Below are 19,865 nucleotides of genomic sequence, written 5' to 3' on the forward strand. Positions count from 1 at the left end.
CGAAAGCGCAGCCTTTCGAATGGTACTTTTCCTAAGATTTCTCACTTCAGCATTTTTTGCTTGTTCAACCTGCCAAACTGCTTTAGTGTCGCCAATAGACGACACATGCCTCTTGTCGTCACATGCAGTAGTTCATGTAGCTATCATCACCAAATTTCGCCCCGCCGTGGGGCATTTTTTTAAATATTTGTCCTAAATTCGTTTCTTACCGTTCGTAATCACTTGCCATGATTTCAGAACATTCCTAACCTAAAAGCGTTATTCAGGGTTCGCAATCCCTTATAACAACCTTTGTAACGCTTGATACACCAGAGACAAATTTTTGCCCGCTTCGGTGGGCTCTTTCAACCAAACTAAGGATGGGAATGCCTGCTCTAAAGACGACATCTGGATTAACGGCCAAATCCGAAAAATCATTGATTGGAGGCCTTATGAGTATTCATTACCTTACCGATAGTGAAACGCAGAACTTGGAAAAGGTAGGCACGGTTCTGGGCAGATGTGTCATTGATCTTCTTGTTCGCAAAAAAATAGTCAACACCGATAATATTCTTTCTCAAATAGTCGCAGAAATGGAAAAAGCATCTGATAACGATGAATTCCAGTTATACCGCGACACATTGGAGTTTGTAGGCACGCTTTCAAAATAACCGGGGAAATGCCACTATGAAGAATGAACTCGCAACAGCAATTACCATAGGAAGCATACTACTGTTCGTCATCCTAATTGGTGCGCCGAATTTTGTAACAACTATGGTGCCATGACCATTTTCCGTTAACTTCCAAAATAAAAGCCCCGCATCGCTGCGGGCTTTTTATTAGACGCTGGGCGCAACCGGCCAATCGATATCCGGCGCATTCTGCGGATTGATGCGGCTCAGCTGCACCCGGTAAGTTTTCCAGAGCTTGAGCTGCACGATTTCCTCCTCCATCGCCATCCCTAAATCGACCGCATCCTGAAGCGGCGCAACAGCCTTACCCGCGCTCGCCAGCAATTCATTTTTTCTGGCTTCAGCCCTCTCCATCATTTCTTCAGCAGAATAGATGCGCTGGCTCACCTTCTTACCGTCAAACACCCACTCACCATTAGCCAGACAGCACTTTGGCAGTTTCGTCAGGTTCAGCTCAATAACCGATAAGCCAATCGGCCACAGCATCGACACATCGCTGTTAATCGCGCAGATAATGCCGCTTTCGTCATAAGCCAGTTTTACGGTGTCCGGCGAAAACAATTTTTGCGCGGCGTACCAGTCAATACCGTTTTCATCCTGAAGATAAATCACGTTCTCACCGAGGAATAACTCTTCCGGCGTGTATCTCTTCAAATTCTTAATGTGTTGCATTTTACACCGTTCCAATTGTTGCCCATGTGCCGTTAATCAGCACCTGAACCGCTGAATAAGCGCCCCAGATTGAGGGGTTATAGTTTGAGCCGGACATACCCGTATAAACACAGCCCGACGGTAAATCGATGCGCCCGCCGGTATCCGCGATAACCGTGCGCCCGGCCATGCGCACACCCTGAACCAAATTCTGATAGGCCCAGTTCTGCGCATTGTTCTGCGCAGCCGAGATATTTTTATTAAGCCAGTTGCTTAGGTAGCCGCCCCAGCAGCTGCCCTGAACGTTGCCGTCCGGATGCCACGTTGTCCCGCTGGATGTGGTGATCGCGGGCCAGTTACCGCCGATATGAATACCTGACTCAAAGGCGGCGGCACCGGTTCTGACATCCACAGAGAACGGACGCAGGTTGTTGAATGTGCCGTACTGGTCGTTTTCTTTTGTCAGCAGCAGGTAAAGCCGGTTGCCGTCATTGCGCCAGAAGGAACCGAACCCACCGCCGACCATGCGATAATTATCAATGTGGGTCGATTGGATCTCCGCGCTGGTCTTTAGCGTCCCGGTTAACTGCCCGCCGGTCTTCGCCAGATAGCGGCCATCTGCTTCAGTTTTATTCCATGCGTTGACGTCACCGGCCAACAAATTCACATCAGCGGACAGCGGCTTACCGTTCACCTTGATTGAACGGAGCGCGTATTTCTGGGCGGCCTGCGCGTCGGTCAGCGCGCCAACGTCAGCCGCAGTGGGTTTATAGTCCGTCGTATAAACGCGCGCCCAGCGGAGCGAAGCCGCGCTGTCTTTTCGCATCGAGCGCAAGTAAAACGCCAAGTCGCCGGAGCCTACGGCAAATTGCACATTGCGGAACTCGTTCACTTTCCCGGTAAACAACACCCCCATGCCGCCCGGCACGGGATAGCCCTTATTGGCAGTGGCAACCAGTGATTCTACGGTAAAGCCATTTTCGCGATTTAAGTCATCGTCAGCATTGGCGGTATTTTCGTTCGGGAATACGATACGCGGCAGAGTCAACGCCCCTTTCATCGTGTCGCCGGTCTGTTTTACAAAGCGCCCATCGGACTCTGTTTTACTCCATGCGCCAACGTCTGCCGCCGTCGGTTTAAACTTCGTCGTGTAAGCCTGAAACCACACCACCCCATTACTGGGGATATTCGAACGGCCAAAGAATGCGTTGCCGTTGTTTTGTACCGCCATATACGCGCCCGACGGGCCGCCGTCGCAGGGCAAACTCAGCACACCATAAACATCGCCGCCCGGCGTATTCTTTGACGAACTATTAACCCGGTAGATTTCAGCCTGATTGCAATACGCATCTTCCCGGTGACGTGAGCCGCTTCCCAATCCAAATGCGCCGACCTCCATCAGTTGCCCGCCATCCACCCCGACGTTTTTCGTCGCGGCCGTACCTAACGCCAAATTGCCGCGCGCGGCGGCCTTGTCGGTCAGGTCTGAGAGGTTCGCGGCCTTCTTCATGCTGGCATCGTTGACCGCTTTTAATGCTTTGGGCGTGCTGGCTTTCGTTTCATCGGTACTGGTTGTCGCGCTGCTCAGCTGTACCAGCCCTTTTGCCGTGGTGCTGGCGTCGGGGTGATTGCGGGTTTTCTCATGCGCGGTAATCGCGTCGGTAACATAGTCTTTTGTCGCCAGCACGGTATCACCACCGGCAATCACCTGAATCGCTTCGGTGCTGCTGACAATCAAAATCATGCGCAGCGTCTGCGTGCGGCCGCTGCCCTCTTCGAGCTTCGGCTTGTAGCTCTCCGCCATGTTGCTGACGGCAATCAGCGTCCCGGCCTCATCATAGAGCCCCATTTCACGCAGCCAGAAGCCGCCGACGTTCGCCGGAATAATCATCTCGGCGAGAATGTGATTTTTCAGCGCCTTATCGATAGTCAGCCCATTGAGCGCCGCGCGGTATTTCTCGTTGACGAGTTTTGTTTGCGCCAGATTGGGTGTCGGCAGCGTGCCGTTCCCGTCGCCGACGGCCATACGGACAATTTTCAACTGCGTTCCGCCCGCGCTGGCGGCGGCAATCTTGGCCGCCCCGGCGGTGGTAATAATCGCTTTGTATTTGCTCATGATTTTCTCTTATCCGGGGTAAACGGTAATGACATCACCATCAATGGCAGCCGCACCGGTGTAAATCCGGCCGGGGATATCCTGCAAAATGTTAAGGCCAATCAGGTGGCGGCTCAGGGGCTTGGCATCGGCGATAAGGCGCTCCATTTCCTGATACATTTCCTCGGTGATGCCGGTTTCCAGCACGCCAATATCGAGCCGGAAGGTGCCGGGCGGATCGGCGCCGTCGGTGTGAAACCATTCAATAACGTTAATCAGGTAGCCGAGCGGCTCCACCACGCGGCGCACGGCACCGATGGTGCCCTTGTGCCGGTGAATGTAAAACGCAGCGGATACCACGCCCCGCTTCACGTCTTCCGGCCACGCCTCATCCCATCTATCGACAGAGAACGCCCACGCCAGATAAGGCAGCAGATGCACCGGGCAGGTTTTCGGGTTCCACAGGTCACGCAGCGGAACCGGCACGCGCTCAAGCTCGGCGCACGCGGCGGCGGCGGCGACTTCCAGCACTGAGGAGCCAACAGGCAATAAGCGGTTAGTCATCGGCGCGCCCCGGTGTGATGTTCACGCCGGTGCAGTAGCCCGCCTGCGTTTTATCAAGCACGATGTCGGTGGCCGGCTTGGCAACTTCAACACGTTCAACGCCTTCCACGGTCAGCGCTGCGATGATGCCGGAACGCCGGATACTGCGACCTAAGCGGCGCATGGTCAGCACATAATTGTGTAAACGTTGTTTTGCCGCAGTGAGGATCGGCGCAACCTCCGGGCCGGGGTACAGGTATAAAACGGCCTCGATAACATACGGGGCAATTTTGGCCGATTGCACTATGACGCGGTCGGCCACCGGACGCACATCCTCGTCATTCAACGCAGCGCTGACAACCTGCAACAGCTCAGCGCTGGCGCTGCCGTCGCCGTCCCGTGACAACACGGTGACGGTCACGTTAGCCGGTGATGGGCTGATTGCCGTCACATCAGCCACCCGGCCATCGGCCGAGCGAGCGTGAAAACGGTAGGAACCGGCCGAACCTGCTGTGCTCATCCCTTCGAAAGCATCCTGCAGGCGCAGGCGGTAATCTTCATCCGCTTCCATAACTGCCGGTGTTGGCGGAATGGTGCTTTCATCCGCCGGGGCAATCACCAGTCGCGGCGTGTTGAAGTTCGCGCCGAGCTGGTCAAGGTCTTCGCCGGTGGCGTGCGCCAGCATCACCGCTTTGGCGGCATCGTTAACGCGCTGGCGTAGCAATACCTCCCGATACGCATTTTCCTGAAGCAGCTTGACGATAGGCTCCGATTCGAGCGCCAAAGTTCGGGCAACAGCTTCCTGCTGGTCGGCTGGGTACAGGGAAATCAGCGTCGCTTTGCGCTCGGCAAACAGGGTTTCATAGTCCAGCTGCTCAACGACGTTCGGCGCGGGCAGTTGGCTTAAATCGATAGTGGCCATGGTGTCAGCTCAGTGGGACGGTTAACGAAAATGTGCCGCCGGTGGTGCCTTGGCGCACGCCGGTAATGTCAACGAACATCTGACCGCTGAAGGTCTTCTCGAAGGTGATGGACGTCAGCCTGATGCGCGGCTCCCATTTGAGGATTGCCATGTAGCAGGCGGCCATCACCTGCCCGTTCACCGCCGGGCTTTGCGGCTGGTCAATAAGGGCAGACAACAGCGAGCCATATTCCCGCCGCATCACTCGGGAGCCGACAGGGGTAATGAGGATGTCGCGAACGCTCTGGCTGATATGCTCGCTGTCCGTCAGGGTCTGGCCGGTGTCCCGGTTCATGCCGATATATCGCACGGTCATTGGGTTCCCTCCGTCCAGTCTCCGCCGCGTTGCACACCACCGTGACCGTGTTTATCCACCTGCACGCCGTTGGATTTAAAAGTACCGCCGCCGTGCTCGATATTCCCCGACATTTTCCCGCCCTTTTTCAGCTCCAGCGTGTCGGCGGTCAGCTTGTTGGTACAGACCACCTCCGGCGTGTCAAGCGTAATTTTTTGACTGGCGATAATCGTCACCTTCGGCGCAGAAACCTCGACGGCCACTTGCGCACTGATATTGGCCGTTTTAATGCCGGTAACGCTCAGTGCGCCGGTTTTGGGCTCGTATTCGATGACCGCGCCATCGGAAAAGCGGGTGTGATAAGCCTCCGGCGACACCGACGGAGCCGGAAAATCGTCGGAGTTGATGGCAGGCAGTACAAAGGCGGTATCCAGCTCGCCCCCCAGCGCCAAAACCACCACTTGCTCACCGATGGAGGGTGCCCACCATGTGCGCGCACCTCCGGCACGGCAGGCCAGCCACTGTAACCAGTCCGTCGTATTGCCACCCAATTGAACGCGGCAGCGCGGCGGCTTGTATTGAACTTCTACGATGACGCCAATGCGGATGAGGTCGCGTACAGCACGCGTGAGTTCTGATAAGGTATCTAGTATTTGCATAAGATAATGATCTTGGATTCAATCTATCGAGTCGATAAGTTCGGCTTCGTTGAGCTTTCGTACAACTGACTGAAGACTAATAATTGTAAGTGGCCAATATCACCAAGCTGTAATAGAATCGAGAAGGGAAACTCTTCATGCCAAAGCGAGGGAAAAGTGAAAGGTAAGATAGGCGAACAATTGTTTAGTCTTTCAGCCATTGCAATAGGAGTTGGTGTCGCAGGTTTCTTATCTGCACTAGTAACAATGTTTATTAACACCTCAGAGATGATTTCAATAAAGTGGATAATCTTCCTGATATGGATTTTCTTATCAACTTCCGTAATTTTATTGAAATATATCAATGATTTATCCAAGGAAAATGAGCAAGCCTCACCAATCTATTATGCGAAGCCATTCAAAATAGAAATAGACGGAAAAATACTGCTAGTAAAAACAAATAATTTATTCATAAATCAGTCAGTTGTTGGTTGTTATCTGATTGACAATGAAATTGAATCATTAATGTACATAGCCCAAGTTTATCATATTCAAGAAAAGTTCATGCAAGTAAAAATTATCCATGATGTCAGCACGAAAGAACAGAAAAAAAGTCTATCTAGCCGTGGGCATGACAGTTTGATAATACGCCCTAATATTTCACTGGAAATATTCCTAAAATTGGGGGTCAATCCTAATGAGCAGTAATTATACCGCGAAAATTGTAAGCGTCAATGAGGATGAAAAAACCTTTGTCATTAACAAAGGTAGCGAGGATTATATAAGAAAGGATGATATTTACTTAATATTCGAATTAGGGGATGAAATAATTGATCCTGATACTGATGAAAGTCTAGGCCGGCTAGAAATCGTCAAGGGAACCGCAAGAGTGTCGCACATACAAGAAAAAATGTCGACGATAATCTCCAATGAATACATAATGACACCAGAGAGAAAGGAAATAAAACAAAATAAAAACAACAGATTAATAGACTCCTTCACTAAAACCCTATATGGATTTGGGCAGCTCGATAATGAATCGCAAACAGAAACAATAATAGCAAGCGAGAAGATAATTAAGAAAATACCTAATGTAAAAGTTGGTGACTATGTAAGAAAAATATATTCACGTTAGACTTCAGGGCGCTTCTGAGCGCCCGTAATAACAATGCATCAACTAAAGTAGCAACCATTGAGAGTTAGGAGGTCTTCATTCTCTTATTCTTATAAAAACATCTTCTATGATTTTAATTGTAGCCACATTAAATCCCAGCAGCGGCCGCGCGTCATATTGAACGTCCCGACTGTGACGATTGGGACGGTCACGCAAGCCTTCCTGATGCACACGCGCGATACGCTGCACGCGCCCGGCAAACTCGACCAGCGCCTCATCCGCGGTGCCTTTGGCTTTCATGTATCGATGAGTGCGCAGTTTGGCGAACATCTCTCGCTTAACTCGCCCTTTTTTACTACGAACCGGCTGCCGCTTACGGGCGGCATACGGTGTGCCGTCCGGTGCCTGCTGGCGCTTAATTCGCTGCTGCTGACCGGTGCGCAGCCGCTTGGCAATCTCGGCCGCCATCTCGCGACGGCGGGAAGCCGATAGCCCGGCAATCAGCCCGGCGAGTTTGTCATCAAAAGGTTTAAACTCATTCATTCCACGCGCTCACCAGCTCACCGTTAATGTAAAGCTCCATCGGACGCGCTACCGGCTCCGGCAGCGGCGGCTCCGGCACATGGGACACGTGCAGCGCCCGGTCAACTTCCTTCACCAGCGTGCGCTCGGTCAGTTGCAGGCTGATACTGATGTCATAACTGTCGTCGTTGTTGATGTCGGCGAAGTAGGTGAACCCCTTTTTCTTGCCCTCGTCCGTGGTCATGATATCGGGCTGATTCTCCCGCAACCACGCCCCAATCGGCACCAGCAGCAAATCCACATCATCCGGGTAATCTTCGACTATCACATTGAGCGTATAGCGATTCTCAAATGACAGGGAGGCGGCCAGCGTTGCCCCAATGACACCGCTGTCGATAAATATGCGCAGCATATCCGGGTTCGCCCTGAGCTTCGGCACCGCGTCATAAAGCGCTTTGCGCAGACTTTTCGGCTTTAACATCGAGTTCCTCCTGACACTTTTTCACGGTCTCAACCTGAAGCGCACAGCTTGCCAACGCGCGCTCAAGATTGAAGATATCGGCGCTTAAATCACCGTTGGTCTTCGGGTTGCTGCCGGGCAGCGGGCAACTGCTGACCTTCGGACAGCCAGCGTAAATAATCGTCGGGGGTGGCGAAGTCGGGGCGGGAATGCAGCCGGATAACGTCATCAGGCAAAGCAGACTGATACCAGCGGCGCAGCGCTTCATTTTCATTGAGCAGCCTCGTAATGGTGTGATTGCGGCGGGTGGCCAACTGGTCAGCGGCGGCGATGCGCTGACGCAACATGACCTGCTCGCGCTCATTGCGCAAAGCGCTGTCCTGTAGCACAGCGATAGCCGCGCGACTTTCGGTTAGCGCTGCTGCCACCCTGACGTTTTCCAGCTTCGCAGCATCCAGACTGTCGCCGAGCGTAATAACCTGCCATTTCAGCAAGGCAATGACCGCCAGCAACACCAGCGCCAGAAAAAGCTTATTACCGCGACTCATAATGCCCCCGTCATACACAGCACCAGCTCGCGCGCCCGGCGGTTCTCCAGCCCGGCAGACCTGACGCCGTTGACGAATACCCAGCGGGGAAGCTGATTGCACGCGGCGGGCCACTGCTTTTTATTGATGAAATGCGCCAGCGTTGACGCGCACGCAGCGCCCGTGCCGACGTTGAACGCAAAGCTGACCACGGCGTCATAGACCGGCTGCGGCATGATCACCGGCATACACTGCGCAAGGCGTTTCTCGACCTGCATGACATCGGCCACCAGATTGACCGCGGCTTCGCGCTCAGTGATAACCCCGCCGGGTTTCACCCCGGCAGTGTGGCCGATACCGCTCGTCCAGACGCCCGCGCTACACTGATAAGGGCTCAGGCGGCACCCTTCCAGATTGGCAATCAGCTCAAGGCCCGCCATTGACGTATGCAACCGGGTAAAATCCGGCAACAACACCGCCAGCGCCAGCACGACGGCGACACTGCAACGTTTAACGATTGATTTCATCGAAAACCTCCCGTCGAATGCCGACATTTTTCAGCAGCAAATAGCTTTTGCGGCGGTAGTACCAGTTGGTGACAAAAGTGCCGACGCCGACCACCGCACCGACAATCAGTGCGATGTCCTGCGCGGAATACTTTCCGACCCATGCCAGCAGCACCGCGACGGCATAAGCAATGAACGATGTGACTTTCTCCATGGTTAATCCCATAGCTGAACGGTTTCGGATGCCGGGGCGGTATCAATGACCGGCAGCGTGACCACCGTGCCATGCGGCAGGATGATACCCAGCTCAGCCAGTCCCGGATTCGCCAGCAGCACCGCCTCGACCACGCCCCCGGTGCGGCCGTAGACGCGATAGCACAGTGCGTCGAGCGTGTCTCCCTGAAGCGCGATGACGTTCATCAGATTTGCCCGACAATGCAGCGCGGCTTACCCTGCAACCGGGCGATTGACCAGCGCATATCCCGCCAGTGCTCATCAATGGACACCTCGACGCTGTCGGCCTTTTTATCCCCCTTGGCGCTGGCATCCGCACCCCGGTAGCGCTCGTACAGCGTGGCGGTTGTCATGGCGCAGACCGCACTCAGGTAGTGAAAGCACTTCTCACTTTCGCCGTCGACTTCGTCGGCCGGTACGTCGGCCAGCGTTTTGAAACCGGCGGCGAGTTGCTGCTCGCGATAGAGATACAGCTCGGCATTCGTCTCCGAGATACCGCTGCGAATGGCAAAGCGCAGACGCTCCGGCGAGACCGTGTACTCAAGACGCATCAGCTCGCGGATGCGCTTCGGGTCAACATCCGGGAAAAAGAACGTGTTTTTAATCACCGGCTCCGGTACATCCGGTTGCGGGATAATGGCCGTCGGCTCGTCCGGCGGCTTAATCGGGTTACGCATAATCACTGTCGTCATGACGACCTCAAAAATAGGGGGCGGTGGACGGCGGCCTTGATACGTCAAAAGACGCTCGCGGCCACCGTGCCGCCCGGCGCGGGGCGCGTTCTGTTAACCGGCGGTTTTTACCGCCTTGCGTGGGCGTCCGCGCTTGGCCGGCGTGGCGGCCTTACGCGGGCGCGTGGTTGTTCTTTTGGCGGCGGCCGCCGGCTTCGGCTTGAGGGCGCTTTCACATTTTTGGATCTCTTTTCTCACCCCGGCGTGACCGTCGAGCTGCATCGCGCGCGCGAGGTGCTCCAGCGCCTGCGCATAGTCACCGCAGTCGCTCAACATCAGGCCGGTCACCTTGAACAGTTTGGCCTTGACCATGTCGGGCATATCCTCGGCGGCCGTCATCTCGATGGCGGCGCGAAGGTCATCCATCTTGGCCGGGTTGCCCGCCTTGCGGCTTCGCTCCGCCGACAGCGCCACCTCTTCGGCCAGCAAGTACGCCACCGGGCGCTTGTTGTTCGGCACTTTGAGACGGTATTTCAGCGCATAAGGCGCAATTTCCAGCGCGCCGGGAATGTCATCGGCGTCGAGCATCCACTGCATGACGGTCATCAGAATGTCGTCCTGCGCCCCCCGCCCTTCGGCCAATACCCCGGCCACCCAAGGCGCGTAGAACGGCAACATGGCGCGTTTGTGCTCAGCCTTTTTCTCGACGGAATGGATCTGTTTCAGCTTGGTGCGGTCTGCGGCCAGCTTGACGAGCATTTGCTCGTAGGCGGTGGCATGGCGCAGCGGGTCATCCACCCGCTGCGCAGCCTCCACGGCCGAGACCCGCATCATGTGACGCTGTGCGGGACTCGTCATGGTTACGCTTCGCCTTCAGTTTTTGGCGTTTCCTCACCGGCTGGCGCAGGTTGCGCAGCCGCCCCTTTCACTGCCAGCACGATAGCGTCAGCCAAGGCGCTGATATCGGCCCCCGCTGGCTGCGGGTCTTCTTTGGATACCCGTACGCCCGACTTTTCTGTCGACGCAGGCAGCAGCTCGATATTTTCAATCAGGCAACCGGCGGCGTAGTCCTCGATGACGTAGTCAATTTTCATCGACTCGTAGTTTTCGACGCGGTCACGCTTGGCGTTCTCTTCGATATGGCGGCGGTGACTCTCATCCATGATGTAAATCGACAGATTCTCGAGCGTGGTGACCATAATCGCGTTGGCCGGGAAGAACGGCACGCGGACGGCGGGAAGGTTGCCGATGCGCTTCTGGCTGACAATCACGTCGGCGGCCATTGCCTCGGTGTTCGGCTGCTCTTGGTTAACCAGCGGGAAGTATTTGTCGGCCAGCAGCTTACGGCCGCAAATCACCACAAGGTCAGGGGATTCCTGATGCCATGGCGCAATCAGGTTGTTGGTCGCATCCATGACCACGGCGTCGAGGTTGGCATAATCGCCCCCCTTGCCAATGCGGATGACCGGGGAAATCACCGCACCATCCTCGCCGGTGATGTTGCTCATCACGCGCGCCGGGGCTTCGTTGCGGTATTTCTGCAACCAGCCCACCGCCACATCCTGCAACATCGGGTTTTTGGCCCGGTCAGACGTGGCGGCGCGGCTGATGCCGTTAAACCCGGCCATGATGAAATCCAGCGCCTGACGCTTGGCGATGGCGTTGCGGATGCGCAACTGGAAGTCCTGATAACGCGCCCATAAATCGAGCTGGTTATAGCGCATATGGAAATCAAAGTTCACCTGCTGGCATTCGTACTTATTGGACTCCAGCGAGGTGAAATCAGCGGTCTGACGCTCTTTGCCGCCGTCGGTGTCGGTGGTGCTGGCAATCGAGCCATTGACGCCCACGCCGACCTTCTCGCCTTTCAGCTCGGCAACCGGCGTCATGTTGATACGAGTCAGGAACTCGGAAGACTCCTGCACGACGTTCATCAACGACTGCGTCACCGACGGCTCTACGCTGAATTTTTTGCCGACGTCGCCGACGTCCGTGATGCCGTTCAGCTTGGCAACCTGTTGCAGATAGGCGTTAAATTTAAAGCGGGTCGTTTTTTTCATTACATTGTCCTGATTCGATAAATTCGGGTCGTCTCACAGCGGCGCGCCATGCGCCCCGCCCTGACTGTTCTCAGCAGTTGGTCAACAGGCTGTCTTCACCATTGCCGCCGGGCGCTTTCGGGCGGCGCTGCTGGTTCAGGTTTTCGGTGGTATCGAGCGCGGCCTGAAGCTCGGAAAGCGCGGCCTGACCGTTCGCCACCTCACCTTTCAACCCTGTGATGTCCTGCTCAAGCTGCGCAAAACGCTGCTCGACGCTGTCGCCGTTGGTTTGTACCTGCTCGGCGACGGCGGTGACTGCGTCATGCACATCGCTGAAGCGCGCGTCGTCGCAAGCCTGTTTGCGGCTGAACATGCCTTTCACGCGCTCGGTCAGATTGGTCAGCAGGCTGTCAGGCTGTTCCTCAAACTCAAGCAGCACCTCCGTCGCCACCGAGAACAGATCGCCCGGTTCGGCTTTTTTACCGGCCAGCGGGTTAGTTTTGGCGCGGGAACAGAATTCGAGGTATTCGGTGCCGAGACTGGCCGGGTCATCGGTCACCGCCAGACCGATGAGGTAGCATTTGCCGGTGTTGGCAAAGTTCGGACGGATTTCCATGGAGGTGTAAACTTTCTGGCTCGCCTTCACCATGGAGACCAGCTCGTCAGTCGGGGTCATTTTGGCGAACAGCGCCCATTTGCCGTTGAGGATGGAGTCGTCATCAATCCTCTCGGCTTTCAGCTCGACCACGTCGCCGAGACGCTTAAAATCGCCGTTGGGAAACAGTCCCTTGATGTGCTCCAGATTGATGCGGCAGCCGTAGACGCGCGGGTCGAAGATTTCCGACATCTCCTGAATGTCGTTGCCGTCAATCACGCGGCCGTCGCAGGTGTCGCCCTCGACGCCGATGCGGAACCATTTCGATACTTTCTTTGCCATGTGCCATTGTCCTGAGTGGTTAAGGTCGGGGCTAGTTTCCCGACTGACCACCCTCGCGGCCAGCGACTGCCGACGGACTATCCCCCAGACAACAGCACCTTAGCGCACGTCCGGCGTGGCTTGCGTAGCCTTGCCCTCGTCATGCAAATGAGGGCATACCATGCAAATCCAGACAGACACATCTTTACTCAGCGACCCACGCAGGCAAGCCGCCTTGCTGTACTGGCAAGGCTTCTCCGTGAAGCAAATCGCCGAAATGCTGAAGCAAAAAGCCCCCACGGTGCAGAGCTGGAAGCAGCGGGAAAAATGGGACGATATCGCGCCGATTTCCCGCGTTGAATCCAGCATTGAAGCGCGAATGGTGCAGCTCGTTCTCAAGACAAAAAAAGAGGGCAGCGACTACAAAGAAATTGACCTGCTGGGCCGCCAGATTGAGCGCCTCGCGCGCGTCAGCCGTTACATGAACTCCGGCAACGAGGCCGACCTCAATCCCAACGTCGCCAACCGCAACAAAGGCGAGCGTAAAAAGCCGACAAAGAACTATTTCAGCGAGGAAGCGATTGCGAAGCTGGAGGAGATTTTTTATGACGAGTCTTTCGAATATCAACTCGGCTGGCACAAAGCCGGGCTTGAGCACCGTATTCGCGACATCTTGAAATCGCGCCAGATTGGAGCCACGTTTTATTTCTCCCGCGAGTCACTGCTGCACGCGCTGAAAACCGGCCACAACCAGATTTTTCTTTCCGCGAGCAAAACGCAGGCGTATGTCTTCCGCGAGTACATCATTCAGTTTGCGCGGCGAGTTGACGTTGAGCTGACCGGCGACCCGATTGTGCTCGGCAACAATGGCGCGAAGCTGATTTTTCTCGGCACCAACTCCAACACCGCGCAAAGCCATAACGGCGACCTGCTGGTCGATGAGATTTTCTGGATCCCCAACTTCCAGAAACTGCGCAAAGTCGCCTCCGGCATGGCCTCGCAAAAACACCTCCGGTCGACCTACTTTTCTACCCCGTCAACGCTGGGGCATGGCGCATTTCCTTTCTGGTCCGGCGAGCTGTTTAACAAGGGCCGCAAAAACGCCAGCGAACACGTCGAGATCGACATCAGCCACAGCGCATTAGCGGCCGGGAAGCTGTGCGATGACGGCCAGTGGCGGCAAATCGTCACCATTGAGGACGCCCTGCGCGGCGGCTGTAACCTGTTTGACCTCGACGTGCTGAAACGGGAGAACAGCGCCGAGGACTTCCGCAACCTGTTCATGTGCGAATTTGTCGACGACAGCGCGTCAGTATTCCCCTTTGAGGAGTTGCAGGGCTGCATGGTCGACAGTCTGGTCGAGTGGACGGACGTTAACCCCTATGCAGGCCGACCGTTCGATGACCGGCCGGTGTGGGTCGGCTATGACCCGGCGCATTCCGGCGACAGCGCCGGTTGCGTGGTGCTGGCCCCGCCGATGGTCACCGGCGGCAAATTCCGCATACTGGAGCGCCACCAGTGGAAAGGCATGGATTTCGCCACGCAGGCCGAATCTATCCGCAGGCTGACCGAAAAATACAACGTGGAATACATCGGTATCGACGCCACCGGCATCGGGCAAGGCGTTTTCCAACTGGTGCGCGCGTTCTACCCGGCCGCCCGCGAAATCCGCTACAGCGCCGAGGTGAAGACCGCCATGGTACTGAAGGCGAAAGACACCATCGGCAGCGGCAGGCTCGAATACGACACCGCGTATACCGACATAACAAAATCGTTTATGGCCATCCGCAAAACCATGACCGCCAGCGGCAGAGGCATGACCTACGAAGCGAGCCGCAGCGAAGAAGCCAGTCACGCCGATGTCGCGTGGGCCACCATGCACGCCCTGCTGAATGAACCGCTGACCGCCGCCAACGGCCAACCGTCTAAATCCATTCTGGACTTCAACCGATGAGCAAACGCAATCGCCGCAAGGCAAAAGGAAATCTGGCCGCCACCGAGCCGGACCAGAAAATACAGGCGTTCACCTTTGGTGAGCCGTCGGCCGTATTGGATCGCCGTGACATTCTGGATTACACGGAATGCGTCGGTAACGGTAAATGGATTGAGCCGCCCGTCAGCTTTTCCGGGCTGGCAAAAAGCCTGCGCGCCGCCGTGCATCACAGCTCACCCATTTACGTGAAGCGCAATATTTTGGCGAGCACCTACATCCCGCACCCGCTGCTGTCACAGCAGGATTTCAGCCGGTTTGTGCTGGATTATCTGGTGTTCGGCAACGCCTTTTTAGAAAAACGCTTCAGTGTGACCGGCAAGCTGTTGAAGCTGGAGACCTCCCCGGCCAAATACACCCGGCGCGGCGTTGACCCGAGCGTTTACTGGTTCGTGCAATCGTTCGCTGAGCCGCACCCGTTCGCGCCCGACAGCGTTTTTCACCTGCTGGAGCCGGATATCAATCAAGAGCTGTATGGGATGCCGGAATATCTGTCGGCGCTCAACTCCGCGTGGCTGAACGAGTCCGCCACGCTGTTTCGCCGCAAGTATTATCAGAACGGCGCGCACGCGGGCTACATCATGTATGTCACCGACGCCGCGCAGAACAATACCGATGTTGAGGCGTTGCGCGAAGCGATGAGCGACTCTAAAGGCATGGGGAACTTTAAAAACCTGTTCTTCTACGCGCCGAACGGGAAGCCCGACGGTATCAAGATTGTGCCGCTCAGCGAGGTGGCGACAAAGGATGATTTTTTCAATATCAAAAAGGTCAGCGCCGCCGACCTGCTGGACGCTCACCGCATCCCCTATCAACTGATGGGCGGCAAGCCGGAGAACGTTGGGTCAGTGGGTGACGTGGAGAAGGCCGCAAAGGTGTTTGTCCGCAATGAGCTGACACCGCTCCAGCAGCGCATCAAAGAAGTGAATGACTGGGTCGGCGTCGAGGTCATCCGGTTTAAAAAGTACAGCCTCGACAACGACGACGAATGATAAACCGGCCGCCAGATTGGCGGCCTTTTTATACCTGCCACCAAGCGCCCTCTCACGCCCACCACGGTCCTCTCGCTCATACATATCCGCGAATCAAACCAGCGCAACAGAACGCCATCACGACGCGCTGACGCCGTCAATTCTGATAATTAAATACATGCCTGCGCGCAATGCTATCCCCGCCACGCCTGCCCGCTTCATGGGTCGGTTTTAATGCAGTTGCCTGATACTACTGGGGCCAGGCCAGTACTAGCTATGGATACAAAAAATAAAACATTATAATAAATGCAAATCAATGCAAATCAATGCACTCAATAGCCATCTTCTTTTTTATAAATTTTAAGATCTTTAAGCAAAGCGATTACTTTAGGTTCAAAGACTATCGCAACACTTTTTCTAGGCCGGGTTAACGCAACATAAAGCTTTGCTCTCGCAGCCTGTGCCAAGTCGAAATTACGATCTTTAAACCAATTTACCATAGGGGCAGACGGATAAATAACGACCCGGTCAAATGTGAGACCTTTGGATTTTCCAAAATTATAGACAAGATACTCCTCATTAACTTTCGTTTTAATACTATCCCTCAACTGAACCGCTTGAAATTTTTCTAAGTAATCTAGCACATCTTTAGAACTCAACGCGAACACCCCCTCATGTTCGGCACCTCCATTTACATGAGAAATTGCCGGGTGATAATCAGGAAATTTATCTTGTGGATACACTGCATTAGAAAACTCACAAATCTCCTTATGACACCTGTGATTTTCAACGAGAGTTTTATTGTCAACTTCAACCCCCATATCCTTATCTAAGAAAAAGTTTACAATGTTAGCCTTTTTATATCTTTCATTTTTCCTACCACTAGTTGTTGAGTATGTAGCCTGCCTAGGGTCGCCCACAAGAGTAATATTTGCCCCAGAAGAAAACATCTCACTCAAAATTTCTAAATCATAACAAGCCAAATCTTGAACTTCATCTACATACACATCCGTAAAGCACCTAGCCAACCGAGAAAACACCAGCCCACCAGAACTTTCATTACATCTAATTACCAACTTAGCCAATTTATCAGAGTAAACCCTATTCTCACCGTCAAAATAGTGGTTTTTAAAGTGACCCTCCTCCCCCCAATAAACTGGAATACCAGCCTTATTCTTATATCTAAGCCCTGACCGGCCATTACAAAGAATCATGCCTTTAACATCAAACTGAAATAATTTACCTTGATAAGGCCTGACGCCGTGTTGAATTAGCAACGAAAACCACGTGTAAACATGAATGTTAGCCGGGATACACTTTCGTTCAGTTATTATTTTTTTGAATATTTCATCCTTGCATGCCTCAGTAAATGTCGTAATTAAAACGATAGCTCCCTCATCGGATTTCTTGAGCGCATCACTCACAACAAAAGTAGTTTTCCCCGCACCAGCTGATGCTACAATCAATTTATTCATTTTAGAGCATCCAATATATAGTCTGGGTATTTTATTTCAACGGCATTGTCATCATAATTAAAAATCTTCAAAGCACATTCTGTTTTATTCTTTTTCATATAGACATGCAATTTATCATCCTCATCAAAATCAGTTCCTAAAACCGTATTAATGACTGCACGCCCATTGATCTTTAGAATTTTGGGTTCCAATGTATTATAATTGAATTTTTTCTCTCCTATTTTCAAGTCACCGACATCAACTTCGGGATCATATAATATTTCTATATTCTCTTTTTTATTACCACCAAGATATTCCTCATACTTCCTCTCCAGAGCACCAACATCTCCATCATTATCGGTCAATACATACGTTTGTTTACCTAAATGGCTAGCAATTTCAAGGAACCTTAGGAATGAAATTCCGACAGATATTACCTCAATCCCATCTTCGATAGGTAGTCTGCCATCATTACTAACCATGTAAGCCTTTTGAACCACCAATTCATCTGAATCACCTTCAACTAAAATCGCCTTCTTACACAGGATTAGGCGTAATGTATCGTATCCGGCTATTTTTTCGAAAAACTCCCTAGTACTTTCTTTCAAATCTGTTAGTTTTGTTGTTTTCTTATCACTCAAAAGTATTAACTCACCAAGCCCCAGTTTATTTGCAACAAAACTGCTATGAGTTGTTATTAATATTTGCTTTCCTGCACAATTGTCTTTAATGGTTTTTATTAAATTATTAAGTTTTGAATGTGACAAATGATTTTCCGGCTCTTCAATCAAGACAACACTAGCTTCCTTAGCTTTATTATGCGCCAGCGCTAGATTTGTTTTTACAATACTTTGCTCGCCCTTACCAATAAAGTGGAATGGTATTTCATCAAGACAAGTAATCAAGCTATTCTCCCAAGCATTTTGAGAGGAAAGCTCCACTGAAATCTTAACATCTTTATCTGTTATTTTGCTGGCTGTTTTTATCTTCCCATTTATTGCCTCTATTGCGGGATCCATCATAAATGACTCTTTCATTTTACGATGGGATTGCGAAACACTGATAACCTCTTCAGACGTCAATAACTCCTTTATTATCCTACTAATATACACATCAGAGCCATTGTTACTTCTCGAAGCAGTAGAGTCAATGAATGCGGATTTTATTGGGATATTCCTACTTATGATAGATGCTCTGGAGAAGCCCTTCCAAGTGACTCGATAATACTCCACAGGTAAGGTTTTCACCTCTCCCGCAGCTATCATATCCTCATAGGCAGAATTATAATCATCATCAAACTCCACTTTAATAAATATACCCGGTGAAGAAATTCCAGAACTATTCCCATCTCCAGTCAAAATAGCTGTCTCAGCCGTCTCTTTAAAATAAAGCTCAACTAACATTGTAGGAGGTGCCTTAACGTCTTCACCAGCAAAACTTTCAATATATTCTTTTACCGCTTGCTCATTAAACAAGTACTGAGACAAGTTATTTTTAATACTTCGTCCATTATACATCCCAGTCAATGCGAAATGAATAGCTTCTAGTATTGTGCTTTTCCCTGCTTCATTATCACCAACAAGTATATTAACCCCCTCATTAAGTTTAAGTGAAAACCTATTTTTAAACCCTTTGAAATTTTCAATGACAACTTGTGTAATAATCATTTAATACTACTCTCCATCAATTACATGCCTGAATCATACAAATACCCTGCTCAGGGCGTAAAGAACGAAATTTTATTTATATATCCACTATCCATACATGAACTCTTTGGTTTTAAAACACCCACACCACCTTAGTAAAACCGCGCCTATTCTGACGCGGAAAACCCTAAATATATTTAGATGCGTCATTCCTCTATGATTTTTATCACATCACCAGTTTTAATATCAACACGTGCCGTCACAGTTTGGGTAACAATACCACCATAAACATTTGTCCCTTTAAATCTGGTTTTAACCACTGCGTGCGGGTCTTTCCCAAGAACAAGATGCGACATCGTTTCAACATGCTTGTACGATGAATCATCATTCATACTTTTCTTAATCAGCTTCTCAAGCGGGCGATATGAGCCATCCCAACCGCTAAAATTCTTCTGGAACGCGTCAAGATTGGTATATTCAGCCATCGATTTAGGGTCTTTTTGATAACCGGCATCACACCATCCAAGAACTTCACCGAGCGGCAAATCCTCTGACTTAGTGATGCTGTACTGGCTCAGGCAGGCGTAGAACCCATCGCCATCACTCGCAGGTATCCCCTTAAACTGAACGTAATCGCTAACGATTTGGTGACGGTCTGCCTGCGGCTTCCGACGGTACTCAACCAGCTTTAAATCTGCCTGTTCAAATGCTGCCGGGGCTTTTGGGGCCTCGACTTTAGGCTTACTCTCAGCTACTGAGTTTTTTTTCTCAGTCGGATATAAAGCAGCCCCCAACGTTGAAGCGCAAATAAAAATGATGCCATAAATAACGCTAGAGCCAATCCTGCTTGGCATGCGTACCCATTGAGGTTTTATCAAACCAATGAAAAACGCCACCGCAGAAGCAAGGGCGACAAATACAATTAATCCTTCCAAAATAATCCCTCTAATAAATTATTTAT

Annotated in this window: 25 protein-coding genes; 5 read left to right on the plus strand and 20 right to left on the minus strand. The window is 52.3% G+C overall.

Annotation, left to right across the window (positions count from 1 at the left end; translation table 11 throughout):
* The first annotated feature begins 431 nt into the window (after positions 1–431).
* The gene (locus ACJ8HH_RS10130) at positions 432–650 is read left to right on the plus strand and encodes a biofilm development regulator YmgB/AriR family protein (protein WP_048321696.1); all 219 of its coding nucleotides are present in this window, start codon (positions 432–434) and stop codon (positions 648–650) included.
* A gap of 168 nt (positions 651–818) precedes the next feature.
* Here the strand turns inward: ACJ8HH_RS10130 and ACJ8HH_RS10135 are convergent, their stop codons facing one another.
* The 6 genes from ACJ8HH_RS10135 to ACJ8HH_RS10160 are packed head-to-tail and all read right to left on the minus strand — an operon-like array spanning position 819 to position 5,875.
* Complete coding sequence (locus ACJ8HH_RS10135) at positions 819–1,343, minus strand: tail fiber assembly protein (protein WP_048321697.1); 525 nt, start codon at positions 1,341–1,343, stop codon at positions 819–821.
* Between the two features lies 1 nt (position 1,344).
* Positions 1,345–3,438, minus strand: a complete 2,094-nt coding sequence (locus ACJ8HH_RS10140; RefSeq protein ID WP_053063700.1) for a phage tail-collar fiber domain-containing protein — start codon at positions 3,436–3,438, stop codon at positions 1,345–1,347.
* A gap of 9 nt (positions 3,439–3,447) precedes the next feature.
* Positions 3,448–3,981, minus strand: a complete 534-nt coding sequence (locus tag ACJ8HH_RS10145) for a phage tail protein I (RefSeq protein WP_048321698.1) — start codon at positions 3,979–3,981, stop codon at positions 3,448–3,450.
* A complete protein-coding gene (locus ACJ8HH_RS10150) occupies positions 3,974–4,882 on the minus strand; it encodes a baseplate assembly protein (RefSeq protein ID WP_048321699.1) in 909 nt (302 codons plus the stop codon). Before ACJ8HH_RS10150 ends, ACJ8HH_RS10145 begins: the two co-directional genes overlap by 8 nt.
* A 4-nt stretch (positions 4,883–4,886) precedes the next feature.
* Entirely contained in the window at positions 4,887–5,237 is a 351-nt protein-coding gene (locus tag ACJ8HH_RS10155) for a GPW/gp25 family protein (RefSeq protein WP_048321700.1), read from the minus strand.
* On the minus strand, positions 5,234–5,875 hold the full coding sequence (locus ACJ8HH_RS10160) for a phage baseplate assembly protein V (protein WP_048321701.1): 642 nt from the start codon (positions 5,873–5,875) through the stop codon (positions 5,234–5,236). The genes ACJ8HH_RS10155 and ACJ8HH_RS10160 overlap by 4 nt, the downstream gene beginning before the upstream one ends.
* Before the next feature lie 156 nt (positions 5,876–6,031).
* On the opposite strand from ACJ8HH_RS10160, the gene ACJ8HH_RS10165 reads away from it, so the two are divergent.
* Together ACJ8HH_RS10165 and ACJ8HH_RS10170 are read left to right on the plus strand one after the other, a co-directional pair.
* The gene (locus ACJ8HH_RS10165) at positions 6,032–6,562 is read left to right on the plus strand and encodes a hypothetical protein (RefSeq protein WP_147435411.1); all 531 of its coding nucleotides are present in this window, start codon (positions 6,032–6,034) and stop codon (positions 6,560–6,562) included.
* Positions 6,552–6,989, plus strand: coding sequence for a hypothetical protein (locus ACJ8HH_RS10170; protein ID WP_053063701.1), 438 nt, complete (start codon positions 6,552–6,554; stop codon positions 6,987–6,989). Before ACJ8HH_RS10165 ends, ACJ8HH_RS10170 begins: the two co-directional genes overlap by 11 nt.
* Before the next feature lie 75 nt (positions 6,990–7,064).
* Here ACJ8HH_RS10170 and ACJ8HH_RS10175 read toward each other — a convergent pair whose 3' ends face one another.
* The 11 genes from ACJ8HH_RS10175 to ACJ8HH_RS10225 form a co-directional block, all read right to left on the minus strand.
* A complete protein-coding gene (locus tag ACJ8HH_RS10175) occupies positions 7,065–7,511 on the minus strand; it encodes a phage virion morphogenesis protein (RefSeq protein WP_048321705.1) in 447 nt (148 codons plus the stop codon).
* A complete protein-coding gene (locus ACJ8HH_RS10180) occupies positions 7,504–7,971 on the minus strand; it encodes a phage tail protein (protein ID WP_048321706.1) in 468 nt (155 codons plus the stop codon). Before ACJ8HH_RS10180 ends, ACJ8HH_RS10175 begins: the two co-directional genes overlap by 8 nt.
* A complete protein-coding gene (gene lysC / locus ACJ8HH_RS10185) occupies positions 7,934–8,179 on the minus strand; it encodes an Rz1-like lysis system protein LysC (protein WP_229700394.1) in 246 nt (81 codons plus the stop codon). Before lysC ends, ACJ8HH_RS10180 begins: the two co-directional genes overlap by 38 nt.
* Positions 8,061–8,498: an Rz-like lysis system protein LysB gene (gene lysB, locus ACJ8HH_RS10190; protein ID WP_048321707.1), complete on the minus strand. Its 438-nt coding sequence runs from the start codon at positions 8,496–8,498 to the stop codon at positions 8,061–8,063. Before lysB ends, lysC begins: the two co-directional genes overlap by 119 nt.
* The gene (locus tag ACJ8HH_RS10195) at positions 8,495–9,004 is read right to left on the minus strand and encodes a lysozyme (protein ID WP_048321708.1); all 510 of its coding nucleotides are present in this window, start codon (positions 9,002–9,004) and stop codon (positions 8,495–8,497) included. Before ACJ8HH_RS10195 ends, lysB begins: the two co-directional genes overlap by 4 nt.
* A complete protein-coding gene (locus tag ACJ8HH_RS10200) occupies positions 8,988–9,197 on the minus strand; it encodes an HP1 family phage holin (protein ID WP_033652228.1) in 210 nt (69 codons plus the stop codon). Before ACJ8HH_RS10200 ends, ACJ8HH_RS10195 begins: the two co-directional genes overlap by 17 nt.
* Before the next feature lie 2 nt (positions 9,198–9,199).
* Positions 9,200–9,403, minus strand: a complete 204-nt coding sequence (locus tag ACJ8HH_RS10205) for a tail protein X (protein ID WP_048321710.1) — start codon at positions 9,401–9,403, stop codon at positions 9,200–9,202.
* Positions 9,403–9,909 carry a head completion/stabilization protein gene (locus ACJ8HH_RS10210; RefSeq protein WP_021504058.1) on the minus strand — a complete coding sequence of 169 codons (507 nt, stop codon included), beginning with the start codon at positions 9,907–9,909 and terminating at the stop codon, positions 9,403–9,405. The genes ACJ8HH_RS10205 and ACJ8HH_RS10210 overlap by 1 nt, the downstream gene beginning before the upstream one ends.
* A 93-nt stretch (positions 9,910–10,002) precedes the next feature.
* The gene (gene gpM / locus ACJ8HH_RS10215; RefSeq protein WP_048321711.1) at positions 10,003–10,746 is read right to left on the minus strand and encodes a phage terminase small subunit; all 744 of its coding nucleotides are present in this window, start codon (positions 10,744–10,746) and stop codon (positions 10,003–10,005) included.
* A 2-nt stretch (positions 10,747–10,748) separates the two neighbouring features.
* The gene (locus ACJ8HH_RS10220) at positions 10,749–11,948 is read right to left on the minus strand and encodes a phage major capsid protein, P2 family (RefSeq protein ID WP_080441019.1); all 1,200 of its coding nucleotides are present in this window, start codon (positions 11,946–11,948) and stop codon (positions 10,749–10,751) included.
* A gap of 70 nt (positions 11,949–12,018) precedes the next feature.
* Positions 12,019–12,864 carry a GPO family capsid scaffolding protein gene (locus tag ACJ8HH_RS10225; protein ID WP_048321712.1) on the minus strand — a complete coding sequence of 282 codons (846 nt, stop codon included), beginning with the start codon at positions 12,862–12,864 and terminating at the stop codon, positions 12,019–12,021.
* Positions 12,865–13,024: 160 nt separating this feature from the next.
* On the opposite strand from ACJ8HH_RS10225, the gene ACJ8HH_RS10230 reads away from it, so the two are divergent.
* Both ACJ8HH_RS10230 and ACJ8HH_RS10235 read left to right on the plus strand, forming a co-directional pair.
* Complete coding sequence (locus ACJ8HH_RS10230) at positions 13,025–14,797, plus strand: terminase ATPase subunit family protein (protein WP_048321713.1); 1,773 nt, start codon at positions 13,025–13,027, stop codon at positions 14,795–14,797.
* The gene (locus ACJ8HH_RS10235; RefSeq protein ID WP_048321714.1) at positions 14,794–15,825 is read left to right on the plus strand and encodes a phage portal protein; all 1,032 of its coding nucleotides are present in this window, start codon (positions 14,794–14,796) and stop codon (positions 15,823–15,825) included. The genes ACJ8HH_RS10230 and ACJ8HH_RS10235 overlap by 4 nt, the downstream gene beginning before the upstream one ends.
* A gap of 311 nt (positions 15,826–16,136) precedes the next feature.
* Here ACJ8HH_RS10235 and ACJ8HH_RS10240 read toward each other — a convergent pair whose 3' ends face one another.
* The 3 genes from ACJ8HH_RS10240 to ACJ8HH_RS10250 form a co-directional block, all read right to left on the minus strand.
* Complete coding sequence (locus ACJ8HH_RS10240; protein ID WP_048321715.1) at positions 16,137–17,279, minus strand: UvrD-helicase domain-containing protein; 1,143 nt, start codon at positions 17,277–17,279, stop codon at positions 16,137–16,139.
* Positions 17,276–18,925: an ATP-dependent nuclease gene (locus ACJ8HH_RS10245; protein WP_048321716.1), complete on the minus strand. Its 1,650-nt coding sequence runs from the start codon at positions 18,923–18,925 to the stop codon at positions 17,276–17,278. Before ACJ8HH_RS10245 ends, ACJ8HH_RS10240 begins: the two co-directional genes overlap by 4 nt.
* A gap of 185 nt (positions 18,926–19,110) precedes the next feature.
* On the minus strand, positions 19,111–19,839 hold the full coding sequence (locus tag ACJ8HH_RS10250; protein WP_048321717.1) for a hypothetical protein: 729 nt from the start codon (positions 19,837–19,839) through the stop codon (positions 19,111–19,113).
* Between the last annotated feature and the right edge of the window lie 26 nt (positions 19,840–19,865).

Source organism: Serratia sp. CY32780, from assembly GCF_052169135.1.
In the GTDB taxonomy this organism is placed as follows: Bacteria; Pseudomonadota; Gammaproteobacteria; order Enterobacterales; family Enterobacteriaceae; genus Serratia; species Serratia sarumanii.